The sequence below is a fragment of the Malonomonas rubra DSM 5091 genome, from assembly GCF_900142125.1.
In the GTDB taxonomy this organism is placed as follows: domain Bacteria; phylum Desulfobacterota; class Desulfuromonadia; order Desulfuromonadales; family Geopsychrobacteraceae; genus Malonomonas; species Malonomonas rubra.
The window spans coordinates 133,081-147,567 of record NZ_FQZT01000004.1; the positions used below are offsets into that span (position 1 = coordinate 133,081).

At 56.1% G+C, this 14,487-nt stretch carries 12 protein-coding genes; 4 read left to right on the forward strand and 8 right to left on the reverse strand.

Annotated elements, in window-relative coordinates:
- Nucleotides 1-148 precede the first annotated feature (148 nt).
- Nucleotides 149-1,792 (forward strand): chaperonin GroEL, encoded by a 1,644-nt coding sequence (gene groL / locus BUB13_RS07425; protein ID WP_072907428.1) that lies wholly within the window; start codon nt 149-151, stop codon nt 1,790-1,792.
- Nucleotides 1,793-1,974: 182 nt separating this feature from the next.
- Here the strand turns inward: groL and BUB13_RS07430 are convergent, their stop codons facing one another.
- Nucleotides 1,975-2,952 (reverse strand): thiamine biosynthesis protein, encoded by a 978-nt coding sequence (locus BUB13_RS07430; RefSeq protein ID WP_072907430.1) that lies wholly within the window; start codon nt 2,950-2,952, stop codon nt 1,975-1,977.
- Nucleotides 2,953-3,106: 154 nt separating this feature from the next.
- Here BUB13_RS07430 and BUB13_RS07435 point away from each other — a divergent pair, with 154 nt between their 5' ends.
- A complete protein-coding gene (locus BUB13_RS07435) occupies nt 3,107-4,180 on the forward strand; it encodes a type IV pilus twitching motility protein PilT (RefSeq protein WP_072907432.1) in 1,074 nt (357 codons plus the stop codon).
- A 93-nt stretch (nt 4,181-4,273) separates the two neighbouring features.
- Nucleotides 4,274-5,251: a GTP 3',8-cyclase MoaA gene (gene moaA, locus BUB13_RS07440; RefSeq protein WP_072907434.1), complete on the forward strand. Its 978-nt coding sequence runs from the start codon at nt 4,274-4,276 to the stop codon at nt 5,249-5,251.
- An 80-nt stretch (nt 5,252-5,331) separates the two neighbouring features.
- Here the strand turns inward: moaA and BUB13_RS07445 are convergent, their stop codons facing one another.
- The 5 genes from BUB13_RS07445 to BUB13_RS18515 form a co-directional block, all read right to left on the reverse strand.
- Nucleotides 5,332-5,538: a twin-arginine translocase TatA/TatE family subunit gene (locus BUB13_RS07445; RefSeq protein ID WP_072907436.1), complete on the reverse strand. Its 207-nt coding sequence runs from the start codon at nt 5,536-5,538 to the stop codon at nt 5,332-5,334.
- A gap of 169 nt (nt 5,539-5,707) precedes the next feature.
- Entirely contained in the window at nt 5,708-7,582 is a 1,875-nt protein-coding gene (locus BUB13_RS07450) for a methyl-accepting chemotaxis protein (RefSeq protein ID WP_072907438.1), read from the reverse strand.
- A 219-nt stretch (nt 7,583-7,801) separates the two neighbouring features.
- A complete protein-coding gene (locus tag BUB13_RS07455) occupies nt 7,802-9,061 on the reverse strand; it encodes a Ni/Fe hydrogenase subunit alpha (protein WP_072907440.1) in 1,260 nt (419 codons plus the stop codon).
- Complete coding sequence (locus BUB13_RS07460; RefSeq protein WP_072907442.1) at nt 9,058-9,792, reverse strand: NADH-quinone oxidoreductase subunit B family protein; 735 nt, start codon at nt 9,790-9,792, stop codon at nt 9,058-9,060. The genes BUB13_RS07455 and BUB13_RS07460 overlap by 4 nt, the downstream gene beginning before the upstream one ends.
- Nucleotides 9,789-11,684 (reverse strand): 4Fe-4S dicluster domain-containing protein, encoded by a 1,896-nt coding sequence (locus BUB13_RS18515; protein WP_084091849.1) that lies wholly within the window; start codon nt 11,682-11,684, stop codon nt 9,789-9,791. The genes BUB13_RS07460 and BUB13_RS18515 overlap by 4 nt, the downstream gene beginning before the upstream one ends.
- A gap of 256 nt (nt 11,685-11,940) precedes the next feature.
- Between BUB13_RS18515 and BUB13_RS07475 the strand changes: the two genes are divergently transcribed.
- Entirely contained in the window at nt 11,941-12,198 is a 258-nt protein-coding gene (locus BUB13_RS07475; protein ID WP_072907444.1) for a hypothetical protein, read from the forward strand.
- A gap of 167 nt (nt 12,199-12,365) precedes the next feature.
- Here the strand turns inward: BUB13_RS07475 and nrfD are convergent, their stop codons facing one another.
- A complete protein-coding gene (gene nrfD / locus BUB13_RS07480; protein WP_072907446.1) occupies nt 12,366-13,550 on the reverse strand; it encodes an NrfD/PsrC family molybdoenzyme membrane anchor subunit in 1,185 nt (394 codons plus the stop codon).
- A complete protein-coding gene (gene hybA, locus BUB13_RS07485) occupies nt 13,540-14,469 on the reverse strand; it encodes a hydrogenase 2 operon protein HybA (protein ID WP_072907448.1) in 930 nt (309 codons plus the stop codon). The genes nrfD and hybA overlap by 11 nt, the downstream gene beginning before the upstream one ends.
- Nucleotides 14,470-14,487: the final 18 nt, after the last annotated feature.

A 14,487-nucleotide genomic window follows, 5' to 3' on the forward strand; every position in this document is an offset into this window, starting at 1 on the left:
CTCCAGCGGCGTTGCTGTGCTGCTTGAATGCTCACGTAGCGCAAGGCTACGCTGCGCTTCTGTGCTGCTCGCGCCTTGCTGGAACGAAAAATCGAAACTGCTGGAACGAGCTACCAATATTTAATACTTACTTTACGGAGTAGAAATCATGGCAAAAGAGATCAAATTTTCTCAAGAAGCACGTGCCACCATTCTGGATGGTGTCAACGCTCTGGCTGATGCTGTTAAGGTCACTCTCGGTCCTAAAGGCCGCAACGTTGTAATCGACAAGTCTTTCGGCGCTCCGCTGATCACCAAAGATGGCGTTACCGTCGCCAAGGAAATCGAACTGGAAGACAGCTTCGCCAACATGGGCGCTCAACTGGTCAAGGAAGTTGCTTCCAAGACGTCTGACGTTGCCGGTGACGGTACCACCACCGCGACCGTTCTCGCCCAGGCTATCTACCAGGAAGGTGTCAAGCTGGTTACTGCCGGACACAACCCGATGGAAATCAAGCGCGGTATCGACAAGGCCGTTGCTGTCGGTGTCGAGTCGCTGCAGAAGCTGTCCAAGCCGGTTGCCGACCACAAGGAAATCGCCCAGGTTGGTACCATCTCGGCCAACTCGGATGAGACCATCGGTAACATCCTCGCTGAAGCCATGGAAAAAGTTGGCAAGGAAGGCGTCATCACCGTTGAGGAAGCCAAGTCGATGGACACCAGCCTCGAGACCGTCGAGGGTATGCAGTTCGATCGCGGTTACCTCTCCCCGTACTTCGTTTCCGACACCGAGCGCATGGAATCGGTTATGGAAGACGCACTGATCCTGATCTACGACAAGAAAATCAGCAACATGAAGGATCTGCTGCCGGTTCTCGAGCCGGTCGCCAAGCAGGGCAAGCCGCTGTTCATCATCGCTGAAGATGTTGATGGCGAAGCGCTGGCAACTCTGGTTGTCAACAAGCTGCGTGGCACCATCAACGTTTGTGCTGTCAAGGCTCCGGGCTTCGGCGATCGTCGCAAGGCGATGCTGGAAGACGTCGCTATTCTCACCGGTGGTCAGGTGGTCTCCGAAGAGGTTGGTTTCCGCCTGGAGAACGCAACCGTCGACATGCTCGGTAGCGCCAAGCGTATCGTTATCGATAAAGACAACACCACCATCGTTGACGGCGCCGGTAACGAAGCTGACATCGAAGGCCGCGTGAAAGTGATCCGCGCTCAGATCGAAGAGACCAGCAGCGACTACGATCGTGAGAAGCTGCAGGAGCGTCTGGCCAAGCTGGTCGGCGGTGTCGCGGTGGTCAAGGTCGGTGCTGCAACCGAGACCGAGATGAAGGAAAAGAAAGCTCGCGTTGAGGATGCTCTGCACGCAACCCGCGCTGCTGTTGAAGAAGGTATCGTTCCTGGTGGTGGCGTTGCTCTGCTGCGTATCCTCAAGGACGTTGCTGCTCTCGAGCTGGAAGGCGAGCAGAAGTTCGGCCGTGATCTGGTTGTCCGCGCCCTGCAAGCTCCGCTGCGTCAGATCGCTATCAACGCTGGTCTCGAAGGCGCTATCGTCGCTGACAAGGTTGCGAACGGCGAAGGCTCTTTCGGCTTCAACGCTGCGACCGACGAGTACTGCGACATGCTGGAAGCTGGTATCATCGATCCGACCAAGGTCACCCGTAGCGCACTGCAGAACGCTGCTTCGGTTGCTGGTCTGATGCTGACCACCGAAGCGATGATTGCTGACAAGCCTGTTGAAGGTGGCGATGCAATGCCTGCTATGCCGGGTGGCATGGGCGGCATGGGCGGTATGGGCGGCATGATGTAAGCCGACCCAGCTACGCTGTAAAACGAAACGCCCCGTCGGAGAAATCCGGCGGGGCGTTTTTGTTTGTTTTATAACCCTTCTCCCCAAGGGAGAAGGTGCCCGAAGGGCGGATGAGGGGGGGGATTTCGATAAAAGGCCCCCTCACCCCAACCCTCTCCCCAGGGGAGAGGGAGATGATTTATTCAAGACAGAATCATTCCCCGTGATTCATCACGTGGCATCGGTTTGATATTGATGCAGAACTGTTTCTTTTCGTCCATGAAGAGGACGTCGAGTTGTGGTTCATCTTTGCCTTTTCCGTAAGAGGCAAGGATTGCTGCGGCTGTTTCCAGGTCTTCCTGCTTTGGCTCCCCGCAGAAAACGCCGAGGGGGCCGCTGAAGTTGGCGCAGCGCAATTTCAGGACGCAGCCTTCCGAGAGGTGCTGCAGCTTTTCGTTGTCTGCTTTGTTGCGCCCGACCACCAGTTTGGCGCTAGGGGAGATGCGGAACTGCCGGCCGACCTTCAGCAGCTCAACATCATTGACATCGGCGTCCGGCTTGTATTTCAACAGGTCGCGAAGCTGGTTGGAAAAGCCGACTTCGGTCAACAGGCAGCCGCCGCTGCTTGAGGGATATTCCGGGTAATTCCACTCTTCCGCCAACTGCTGCTGGCGCTTGCGCGAGCGGCCCTGGATGTCGAGCAGCTGTTCGCGGTCGACCAGACCATTTTCTTCCATCGCCGTGATCGGCAGCAGCTTGGCCGAAAGCGGCCGCAGGATTTTATCTGCGTAACCGGAGAGCTTGGCGACAGAGCGCAGAGCGTTGGCATTCTGACTCATCGGGCGCTGGCCGAGAACTTCCCCGGAAAAAAGGAAGTCGTATCCCTCCTGCTCCATAATTTCGCCCGCCAGCCTGAACATCATGGCGTGACAATCAATGCAGGGGTTCATGTTACGCCCGTAGCCGTAGCGCGGGTTTTTCAGCATCTCCAGATGCACGTCACTGATATTTCTTACCAGCAGTTTGTGATCAGTCGCTTTCGCTGCTGCTTTCGCCCGTTCGGCCCCGAAAAAAGGGGTGACGAAGGCAACGCCTGCGACATCGATACCCTGCCTTTGCAGGGCGAGAACTGCCAAGGTGCTGTCGATCCCGCCAGACACCAGCCCGAGTGCTTTTGCCATCAAAATTTCTCCAGTTAAATATGTCTTTATACGAGTTTTGGAATTTATCATAGCAGCATTCTGCGGGGCAAGCCTTCCCGGTGCAATTGCTTGACAGCGGCTGGATCGGCTGCCAAAATAAGCAATCTTTAATTGTCCTGAAAGGGGAGTTTTCATGGCGAAGATTGATGCGCTGTTCAAGATGATGCAGCAGCAGGGTGCGAGTGATCTGCATATCTCCACCGGGGCGCCGCCGATGCTGCGCCTGCATGGCGAGATCGTCAAAATCAAGTCGCCCAATCTGACCAACGAGCAGGTTACGGCGCTGCTGTATGAAATCCTTGATGAAGAGCAGAAGCAGACTTTCGAGGAGAAACGTGATCTTGATTTTGCTTACGCGCTCCCCGCTATGGCCCGTTTTCGTGGCAACATGCTCGATACCCATCGGGGCGTAGCTGCCGTCTTCCGCATTATCCCGGGAGAGATTCTCACCGCCGATCAGTTGAAGCTGCCGGAAGGTGTGCGCAAGATGACCCGCTTCAAAAAGGGCCTGGTGCTGGTCACCGGGCCGACCGGCAGCGGCAAGTCGACCACGCTGGCAGCGATGATCGATCTGATCAACAGTACCCGCAAAGAGCACATCCTGACCCTGGAAGATCCGCTCGAATTTATCCACGAAAACAAGATGTCGCTGATCAACCAGCGGCAGATTGGCACCCACAGCCAGTCGTTTTCTGCTGCACTGAAGGCTGCGCTGCGAGAAGACCCGGACATCATCCTGGTTGGCGAGATGCGTGACCTGGAGACGATCGAGCTGGCGATGAGCGCGGCCGAAACCGGCCACCTGGTGTTCGGCACCCTGCATACCAACTCGGCGCCCAAGACCATCGACCGGATTATCGATGTTTTCCCGACCGATGCCCAGGAGCAGGTACGGACCATGCTTGGCGAAAGCCTGAAGGGGGTGGTCTGCCAGCAGCTTTGCCGCACTGCCGACGGAAAGGGGCGGGTTGCAGCGCTGGAAATCATGCTCGGTAATGCAGCTGTCGGCAACCTGATTCGCGAGGGCAAAACCTTCCAGATTCCGTCGATCATCCAGACCGCAAGAAAAGATGGCATGCAGCTGATGGACAGCCACCTGATGGAGCTGCTCAATGAGGGGCGGATCACGCCGGAAGAGGCGTATCGATGCGCGGTGGAAAAGCGCACCTTCGAGGCGAAGCTGCCACAGGATGCAGAAACCGAATAGCTTGCCCGTGTTCCGTATACGGAGTATATTTCCGCTTGTAGGGGCGAACCTCTGTGTTCGCCCTTTTTACGTCGCTACTATTCGGAGCCTGTTTTGCGTGATTCTTATGCCCGGAAAATAGATTATTTACGTATCTCGATCACTGATCGCTGCAACTTGCGTTGCCGCTATTGTATGCCGGAAGAAGGGGTTGCTTCGGTTGGTCACGGCGCGGTGCTCAGTTATGAAGAGCTCTACCGGGTGGCGCGAATCGCCGTCGAGCGGGGTGTGCGCAAAATCCGCTTGACCGGAGGTGAGCCGCTGGTGCGTAAGGGCGTGGTTGACTTTATCGCCTCACTGGTGGCATTGCCAGAAAAGCCGGAGTTGACTCTGACCACTAACGGTGTACTGCTGAGCGATTATGCCGAACCGCTGCGACAGGCTGGGTTGGCGCGAATCAATGTCAGCCTTGACAGCTTGCAGGCGGAAAGGTTCAAGCAGATCACCCGGCGTGATCAGTTGCAGAGCGTGCTGGACGGCTTGCGTGCGGCCGAAGCGGCAGGGCTGGCTCCAATCAAAATCAACATGGTGCCGATCCGTGGTGTCAATGAGGATGAGATCGCGGCTTTTGCCCGCCTCAGCTACAAGCACAACTGGGAGGTTCGTTTTATCGAATTCATGCCGGTCAGCTCCGGGCTGGATTACACCGATAGGCAACTTTACCCTGCCGTGCAGATAAAGCAAGATCTGGAACAGGTGGCGCCGCTTGTCCCCGAACAGCGCCAGGGGATTTTAGGGCCGGCGCGGATTTATCGGTTGCAGGGCGCTGTCGGCACTGTCGGGATCATTCACGCAGTTTCGTCCCACTTCTGCCGCGAGTGCAACCGTCTACGCCTGACCGCCGACGGTCAACTTCGCCCGTGCCTGCTTTCTGATCACGAGATCGACCTGCGCAGTGTTTTGCGTTCTGGTGCAGATGATGAAAAAGTGGCGAATGTTTTGCTGCGTTCTGTTGCGGAAAAGCCGGAGCGGCATTGCCTGGGACAGGATTATCAGCCGGGAGAACGCAGGATGCAGGGAATCGGCGGCTAGCAAGCCCCGGTTCAGCCCAATAAAAAAAGGAGCAGGCCGATGTCGGCTGCTCCTTTTTTAAATTTTCGCTGACATCAAGATCAAGCGTCTTTTTTCTCGTCCTTCTTCTCGATCTCTTCAACTTTTGCTTCTTCTATTTCTTCTTCGTCCGCGTCGTTCATACCTTTTTTGAAATTACGCAGGCCTTTACCGAGGGAGCTGCCAACTTGCGGCAATTTGCCAGCGCCGAAGACGATCATCACCAGAACCAGGATGATCAACAGCTCTTGTGTACCCAATCCAAACATCACTCTCCTCCTTATATAGCGAAAACGTATAGTCAGATTTTCCAGACAGACAAGATACACCTGTCAGGCAAAAAAAACAATCTAAGTTAAGGCTGTATACGGTGTTTGTTGATTCGAGGAGAGAAAAAACCGCTCCCGGTGGAAGGCCCGGGAGCGGCGCAGGTTCTATTTACATGTCGGCCCAGCTGAGAGCCTGAGGTGCGGCAGGGTTGTGTGCTTGCGCTGATTGTGCCATACGCATGTCGCCCTGCAGGGTGAACTGGGATAGTAGCTGATTCAGGCGCGCCGCCTGGGCAGACAACTCTTCGCTGGTTGCCGCGCTCTCTTCTGAGTTGGCGGTGTTGGTCTGGATCACTTGATCAATCTGGTTAAGCCCGGTGTTTACTTCGGCAATGCCGTTCGCCTGGTCTTTGCTTGCCGTTGTTATCTCCCCGACCAGGTCGGATACCTTGGTGATCGCAGTGACGATTTCACTCAGTGCACTTGCGGTTTCATCGGCAATCTGGACACCATTCTCAGTCTTCTCGACCGAACCCTGAATCAGTGCGGTGGTCTCGTTTGCAGCTTTGGCGCTGCGTGCAGCGAGATTGCGAACCTCTTCGGCGACCACGGCAAAGCCCTTACCGTGCTGGCCGGCGCGAGCCGCTTCGACAGCAGCATTGAGGGCCAGCAGGTTGGTCTGGAAGGCAATCTCGTCGATCGCTTTGATGATTTTGCTGATGCCCTGGCCCGATTCGCGAATCTCGACCATGGCATTGACCATCTGCTGCATCTTCTGGTTGCCCGATTCGGCAGTCTTTTTGGCTGTTGTGGAAAGGCCGTTAGCCTGTTCTGCGTTGCCTGCGCTCGCCTGGATCTGTTGCGACATCACATTCATCGAAGCGCTGATTTCTTCCAGCGAAGCTGCAGACGTTGTTGCACCGTGTGAGAGCTGCTGTGCGCTATCGGCAACTTGTTCGCTACCGCTGGCAATCTGTTCACTGGCGCTGAGAATTTCATGCATGGTCCCGCTAAGCTTATCGGCGGTTTGCTTCAGCGCAGCGCGGACAATGTCCTGCTCGTCTTTGGCGTGGATTTCGATGTTGAAGTTACCGTTTGCCAGGCTCTGCATGGCATCGACGACTTCGTGTTCCAGCTCATCAGCGAACTCGTTGAGGGCGCGCGCCATGCTGCCGAATTCATCGCCGCGCTCACTTCCTTTCAGGCGTGCGGAGACGCGCCCGGCGCGCAGAGAGCGGGCCATTTCGACGGTTTCAGTCAGCGGGCGGGTGATGCTAAGAGCGAAGAGGCCATAAATAATCCCGAGGACGACAATGGTGATGACAAAGACGACCATTAGGCTCATGCCGGCCTGGCTGGCGGTGTCGTGTAGATCTTGTTTGATTGCCACCATCTCGGTATCTGCGTCAGCCAGCGCTGTTTTCAGACTCTGCTTCGCGCTTTTAACTTCTGCCAAGCTGTTTTCTGCCAGACCCTGCAGGTTTTTGGCGATGAAGTAGTACATGCTGGCCATCGACAGGGCAATTTCTCCCTGGCGGGCTTTGAAGGCCTGGCGATCATCCATGAGTGCGAACAGATCAGGCAGCTCGAATTCAAGCAGGGTGGCGACATCAACAACATTACTGACGGTGACTTTGCCGATACTGTTCTTGGTTTTTCCAAAAGCGGCGTCGCTTCCCGGAACCTTGTGAACCATTTCGGCATCTTTAGCGAGCTTTTTCGCAGCAGTCATAATCTGCTGCTCAGTGACGCCACGCGCGGGGCCGGTAATGACCATATCCATCAGTTCGATCAGGCGCTGGTTCAGGCTGCCGAGCTCGCGGGCCAGGCTCTCGCTTTCCAGGGCTTTGTCGTAGCTGCTGACAAGGTTGGCGCGGATCTCGCCGTTACGGTCGAGTGCGTTGACCGCCGTTGTGTCGATATTGGTGGTTGACCAGTAGCCAATGCCGCCAAGTGCAAGCATGCCGATGAGTCCAAGAGCTGCAATCAGGCTCATCTTATGGAAAATCTTCAACTGGAACTTGCTTTGTGCTGGTTGTGCCATCCGTGTCGACTCCTTGTTGGCCCCCTCGAGAATATATGCGTAAAACGACATTAATCTTAGCAGTGTTTAAGATTAGCAAGATGGTTTGTCGATTGCAATAAAAAAGCTCTAATATTCTCGAGTTTCTCCACGAACTTGTGCTGAATACCTTGTTTGGATTTTTTTGAGCGTTTTGATTGGAATCTGCTGCTGGCTGAACGACTTGGTTGAGGGCTGCAATCAGTGAGTCGAGCAGCTCAGGCAGGGGTCATAGGCACGCACCAACATTTCCAGCTTGTGCTGGATGTCGGCAGCAGAAAGATCGAGCAATTGTGGTAGCAGGCGTTTGAAGTCCTCTTCGATCGAGGCAAGGTTTTGAGCTGTCGGGATGATGCAGTTTGCCTCTTCGATGATGCCCTGTGTATTGAATCGGTAGCTGTGAAAAAGGGTACCGCGTGGCGCTTCAATCGCGGCCGTCGCTTCCCCGGCGAGCGAGGGGATGTTGGGGGTGACCACTCTCCCCATGCCGCGCAGAAGCAGTTCGTCAATACAGTGGAGTGCTTCCTCGATACAATGAATCACCTCGACCAGGCGGGCTTTCAGATTCTCGAAAGGGTTGAGAGTCGTTTGCTCGAGGCTCAACGCGGTTGCAACTTTTGCCGCCATCGGCGAAAGCTTTTGCTGGCCGTTTCGCAGGCGGGCCTGGGGGCCGACCATGTAGCAGTCTCCTTCACAGCGGGCCAGTTTGGCGGTTGAGTCGGGTGAGATGTATTCTTCAATCCGCTGGTGGTGGCTGGTTACGGGAAAGCGTTCATGGTTGCTGCTGAGCAGGTTGTCGCTACTTAAAGGGTAGTCATTTTCCGGAGCCAGGCAGAGGGCATTTCGCTGGCGGTTGAAGGCCGGGAATTCGAAGCTGGCAAACAGCTCGACCGTCGCTTCCAGGTCGGGAAGAGTTGCGACCAGTTCCTGGCGCAATTTTTTCAATTCGCTTGCTTCCGGCCGGGCCGAAAAACCACCCAGGCAAGTGGTGACCGGATGAATGCTACGGCCGCCGACCACCTCGCAAATGCGGTTCGCAGTCCGCTTCAGTCGTAGTGCCCGGGCGACCAGTTCCTGCTTGCTGTCCAGAAGTTTAAACAGGCTGGGAACTCCGAGGTGATCAGGCAGAGCCATGAAATACAGGTGCAGCAGATGACTCTGGGCCGTTTCGCCGTAGCTGAGCAAGCGGCGCAAGAGCTGGGCCTGCGGCGGAACTTCGATCTGCAGCGCTTTTTCCATAGTTTTCAGCGAAACCAGTGTGTGCGAGATGGAGCAGACGCCGCAAACCCGGGCGACGATTGTCGATACATCGCTGATATGTCGCCCCTGCAGCATTGCCTCGAAAAAACGTGGCGTTTCAACTACCTGCAGGCGACAATTGACGATTTTATCGCCATCCCGTTCTACAATCAGGTGGCCATGCCCTTCAATGCGGGTGAGGTAATCGAGCTCGATTTTCATGGCGCTTTCTCGCTGACATTGAAAGTGCGGTACTGGTCGAGGATTTCTTCGACGGTTAATCCGTGCTGCTCCAGAATACGATGATAGGGCGATGTGCGCGGGTTATCAATCAGGCCGCGACAGCCGCGACAGTGGCCGCCGCCGTCGATGCAGATGGCCCGGCAGCCGGCACGGGTGACCGGGCCAAGGCAGACTTGTCCATAATCGAAGCTGCATGGATACTCTGCCAGTTTGCATTCGACGCAAACGGCAAAGGCTGGTAATTCCGGCTGCTGCTGTAACAGTAGCGCCTGCAGGATGGCGAGAAACTCCTGGCCGTCGATGGGGCAGCCGGGAACGCGATAATCGACTTTGACGACAGCCGACAGCGGCTGTGGAGTTTCCGTGTAGAGATGCGGAAGATCGTTGGCATATACCTGCTGTCGCAGCACCTCCGGTGTGCGATCGCTCCCCAAAGCGTTGACCCCGCCGTTATCGGCGCAGGAGCCGAGGGCGACGAGGACTTTGCTGCGCTGTCTGATCTGTTTCAATCTTTGACGATCGCCGGGGCGACAGATGCTGCCCTCGACAAAAGCGATGTCGATCTGTTCCGCGGTTTCAGTCATCAGTTCGCGGAATTCCACCAGCTCAATGTGTTGAAGGACCTGCAGCAGCTGATCCTCCAGGTTCATCACCGTCAACTGGCAGCCTTCACAACCGGCAAAATCGAAAAGTCCGACTTTCATCTTCATCGTTCGATCGCCTCGCCGAGATGTTTGATGGCGCTGTAGGGGAAGATGGGGCCGCATTCGCAGACATAGATGTTGTTGATCTGGCATTTGCCGCATTTGCCCAGGCCGCACTTCATGTGCCGTTCAAGGTTGAGGTACAGGTTCTCTTCCGCCAGTCCCATGCGGAACAGCAGCGGGTTAACCTGGCGATACATTTCCGGTGGGCCGGAGACCGCGGCGATAGTGCGTTGCGGATCGATGTCAAGGTCTTTGAACAGGTAGCTGATATCGAGCGACGGGATGCCCCAGCTATTGTCCGGATCTTTGACGGCGATGCGGCAATCGAGCAATTCCGAGCGATGCCAGTCGAGCAGGTCCTCCGGGAAAACCAGCGCTTCGATATCGCGGGCGCCACAGAGCAGGGTGATGCGGCCAAAGTTGTGTCGATCGGCCAGAGCGGCCTGCAGCAGCGAACGGATCGCCAGCAGGCCGCGACCGCCGGCAACCAGCAGCAGGTCTTTTCCGTGCATGCTGGCAAGCGGATAGCCACTGCCGAAGGGGCCACGCAGGCCGATACTGTCCCCCTTGCGGCTGCGGTGCAGGGCCTGGGTCAGGGTTCCGGCCTTGCGCACCATCAACTCGATCTCGTTGCCGCCGTCCGGTGCCGAGGCGATGGAAAAGGGCGCTTCACCGAGGCCGAAGACCGATATCTGCATGAAACTGCCGGGGGTGAAATCGATGCTTTGTGGCAGGCGCAGCCGGAACAGCCGGTCTTTTTCCGACAGCTGCTCGACATCGATAATCTGCGCCATCTGTGGTTGATATTCACTGCCGGGCCGGGTTTCTGCCGGTTGCGGTGAGTCGGCGAACATCTGGTTGAGAACGGTAACCGGCTCGATTTCGGAGAGGCACTCGCGGCGGCAGCGGCCACAGCCAACACAGGCTGTGCGCTGATGCTTTTCCCACAGGTATTTGTATTTACGGAAGAAGCGATGGCGTTGGCGGTCGGCCTGGCTTGAGCGGAAATTATTGCCGTTGGCGACCTGGGCAAACTGGTCGAACTGGCAGGAATCCCAGGTGCGAATGCGTTGCCCCTCCTGCATGCTGATCTCCAACTTGTCTTGAACATTGAAGCAGTAGCAGGTCGGGCAAAGCAGGGTGCAGGAACCGCAACCGAGGCAGCGATGTCCCAGTTCCTGCCAGATTTTATCGTCGTAAGCGTCCTCCAGCAGGTTGGGCAGTGATTCGAACGGGAACTTGATTTTGTTGTCGCACTGCTTGACCTGCAACGGCAAAGGTGACTCCTCCGGTCCATCGTAGGTCTCGGGAGCATGATCCTGCAAAAGCTTGCGTCCGCGTTCGCTGCCGGTCTGAATCAGGTAATGGCCGTCCCGCTTGTGCAGAAAAAGGTCGAAGCCTTCGGCGATACGATCGGTCCCGAGGCTGGTGCAGAAGCAGAACTCGTCCGGCGTGCAGTCGACGCCGATCAGCAGAGTCGCTTCCCGCTTTGCACGATATGAACTGTCGGTTTCTCCTTCGAACAGGCAGTCATCAAGAATCTTCACAGCGTGCAAGTCGCAGGGATGCATGCCGAAGATGATGCGAGGAGGCGCAGCGGTTTCCGCTTCCAGCAGGATGTTCTCATCCAGCTTAAAACGGAACAGCTGATCCCAGTGAGGAAAGAGAAATTTTTTCGGCGAGTGCACAGCCGGGGGAAACTCAAGCACCAGGTCGGCCGCGTCCTGAAGGCTGTCGAGAACCAGTCGGCCGCGCTTTTTCTGGACACCGATGACATCATAGGCAAGCAGCAATGAGCGCACGAAGTGGAGAATTTCAGTGCTCTGGATCGCACGCCAGAGCGGCCTTTCCGGTTGCTCTTCTGCTTGGAATTTCAGAGAAAAATCGCTCAACATGCTGTGGTCTGCTTGCAGCTGTCCTGATTTTAAAAAGGTTGTTTAGGTTGCGGAAGTGTAAGCGGTTGAATGCTTTTTGGTCAAGTTTAACCATTTTGTATACATTTGACCAGGCGAATGGCGTGGCTGAAACCGGACAAAGGTGTTATCAGCAGCACAGGATGAGCCGGTTTACGTATTGAGTCGTTTTTGGTGTTATGTTAAAAAGCTGTGGCTTGTTAATGAGAAAATAAATGAAAAGAGCAGGGAGGGCAGGATGAATTTTACCGAGCTGATTTCACAGGCTGGCCGGCAACGCAGAACCGTTCGTTTAACCTTTCGCGGGAAAGTGGACGAGCAGCAAGTCGAATCGGCTGAATTGGAGCCGTACAACACCCGGGAGTTTGGCGGCAAAGTTTCTTTGTTCTGTCTCGATGTTGAGCGCTGTGTGTGTCTGAATGTCGACCTGGCTTCGATCATCGATGCCGAAATTACCAATCATAGTTTCAAGCCACGGTTCCCGGTTGCTTTTTAAACAAGGAGCGGGATGATATCAGCAAAGCGGGCTGTCGGTTATCGGCAGCCCGCTTTTATTTTAGCCCCCTCTCCCACGGGGAGAGGGTTGGGGTGAGGGGCGCTCCAGCCGTTTTCCCCTCATCCGGCCTTCGGCCACCTTCTCCCAGTGGGAGAAGGGATAATCTCCTAGTGCTCTTCTTCCAGGATCGGCAGATAGTTGACGGCAATTTTGTACATCATCACGCCGAGTGCCAAGAAAGCGAAGGTGACTGAAAACTCACCGACAGACGGGAAGTAGTTCCAGTTCGGTCCCATGTCCATGCCGATCAAAAAGACGTTGAAGCGGTTCAGCACTACGCCGCAGATAACCGACATGGCGCAGAGGAACAGCTTGGTGCCGTTGTAGCGAACATTCGTCGACTTCAAAGCGAAGTAAGGCACGATGAACAGCGCCATCTCCAGCAGGAAGGAGTATCCGGCAACGCTGCCGTCGAAGGCCTGGGCGAGAACGCCGCGGTAGGCCAGATCCATGAAGCGCAGCAGCAGGTAGGTGCCGAGGAACAGCGGGATGTACTTGGCAAAACTACCGAGCAGTTCAGTTTCCGGCTTGCGGCCGAAGAACTTGCTGGCCAAGGTGCCCTCGAAGATGACCATCGACGGACCGACGCAGACTGCCGAAGTCAAAAACAGCAGCGGCGACATCGGGGTGTACCAGAGGTCGTGCAGCTTGTAGGGCGCGATCAGCATCATGGTGCCCAGCGATGACTGGTGGCCGAAGGAGAGCACGACGCCGGCAATAACGAAGAACGCCATGGTCTTCTTGGTGAACCAGTCGGCCTTGCCGAGGACCCAGTTGCCGAGACCGTTGAACCCGGCCAGCGGCCCGGGCAGGTTGACCTTGCCGGAGTACTGCTCAACCACGTTCGGAATGTTCTCGATACCGAGAACGGTCAGGTAGAGCATAACGCACCAGGCGACCTCGAACAGCACCGAGGTGCCGTTCCAGTAGATCAGCGCGTGCCAGATGTTGTAGTACTTACCGAGGTCAAAAAAGACCGCCAGCCCGACCAGGAAGTAACCGATGAATGCGGTCAGGATCGCCGGGCGCACCAGGGCATGATACTTCTCACGGCCGAAGATCTCGACAATCGCAGCCGTCGTAAAACCACCGGCTGCCAGCGCAACGCCACAGGCGACGTCGAAAGCAATCCAGAGGCCGAAGGGATAGGCTTTGCTCATGTTGGTGACGCTGCCGAAGCCCTCGAAGAAACGGAAATAAGCGAACCCGGCGCCGGACAACATGAAGAAGATCAGGACCCAGAAGTTCGGGGTAATAAATTTTTGATGCAGCGGTGCCGCCTTAATACTCATCGTCACCTCCTAAAGTGCCGGCCTCTTTTTTGCGCCGCTGGTTGTAAGCCATGATGCCGCCCAGGATGCTGTAGACAGCGATTGGCGGAATGAAATACTGGAAAATCCGGTGCTGGATGCTTTCGGTCAGGCCGGATACTGCTTTGTAATCGAAATCCTGCAGACCGAGGCTGGCGAATGCGACCTTCGGTTTGGTCAGGTAGAGGACGTTGGTGCCGCCGACTTCCTTTTCGCCATAAATGTGATCCAGGTACTGTTCAGGGTTTTGTTCGATCCGCTTGCGCGCCAGCTTGATCAGGTCGGTGCGCTTGCCGAAGACGATAGCGCCGGCCGGACAGGCACTGGAGCATGCGGTCGGCTGGCCTTTGCTCAGGCGCGACTCACTGCACAGGGTGCATTTTTTGATCGACGGAATCGCCTTGAACCACTCGAACTGCGGTACGCTGAACGGGCAGGCGACCATGCAGTAACGGCAACCCATGCACAGGCCTGCGTCGTACTTGACAGAACCGTCAGCTTCCTTTGTCAGCGCGCCAACGATACAGGCCGATTGGCAGGCCGGGTCGACACAGTGCATGCACTGCTGCTTGACGAAGGTGGTCTCGTTGGTTTCTGCATCCTGATGCGCTTTGATCAGGGTGTAGGTGTGTTCCGACAGCTCACGCGGCGAATCGTAGATTGCTTGACCGAACTGCTTGTCGTCGCCGAGGGTTGTTTCCGCCGGCAATTTGTTTTCAGTTTTACAGGCGACCTGGCAGGCCTTGCAGCCGATGCAGCGCGTTGAGTCGTTGAGCATGCCGTACCAGTTCGGATCCGGCTCCCGCTCATCGCGCGCCAGAGCCGGTGCGGCGGGACTGCAGGCTGCAGCTCCACCGGCGGCAGCGCCGATTTTTAGAAATTTTCTTCGATCGAGTTCCATTTAAATCATCCTCCCGGA

Coding starts and splice junctions, on each gene's coding strand:
- hybA (WP_072907448.1), bottom strand. CDS start 14,469: ATGGAACTCGATCGAAGAAAATTTCTAAAAATCGGCGCTGCCGCCGGT.
- nrfD (WP_072907446.1), bottom strand. CDS start 13,550: ATGAGTATTAAGGCGGCACCGCTGCATCAAAAATTTATTACCCCGAAC.
- BUB13_RS07455 (WP_072907440.1), bottom strand. CDS start 9,061: ATGAAAATCGAGCTCGATTACCTCACCCGCATTGAAGGGCATGGCCAC.
- BUB13_RS07475 (WP_072907444.1), top strand. CDS start 11,941: ATGAATTTTACCGAGCTGATTTCACAGGCTGGCCGGCAACGCAGAACC.
- BUB13_RS18515 (WP_084091849.1), bottom strand. CDS start 11,684: ATGTTGAGCGATTTTTCTCTGAAATTCCAAGCAGAAGAGCAACCGGAA.
- BUB13_RS07430 (WP_072907430.1), bottom strand. CDS start 2,952: ATGGCAAAAGCACTCGGGCTGGTGTCTGGCGGGATCGACAGCACCTTG.
- BUB13_RS07435 (WP_072907432.1), top strand. CDS start 3,107: ATGGCGAAGATTGATGCGCTGTTCAAGATGATGCAGCAGCAGGGTGCG.
- BUB13_RS07450 (WP_072907438.1), bottom strand. CDS start 7,582: ATGGCACAACCAGCACAAAGCAAGTTCCAGTTGAAGATTTTCCATAAG.
- BUB13_RS07460 (WP_072907442.1), bottom strand. CDS start 9,792: ATGAAGATGAAAGTCGGACTTTTCGATTTTGCCGGTTGTGAAGGCTGC.
- groL (WP_072907428.1), top strand. CDS start 149: ATGGCAAAAGAGATCAAATTTTCTCAAGAAGCACGTGCCACCATTCTG.
- BUB13_RS07445 (WP_072907436.1), bottom strand. CDS start 5,538: ATGTTTGGATTGGGTACACAAGAGCTGTTGATCATCCTGGTTCTGGTG.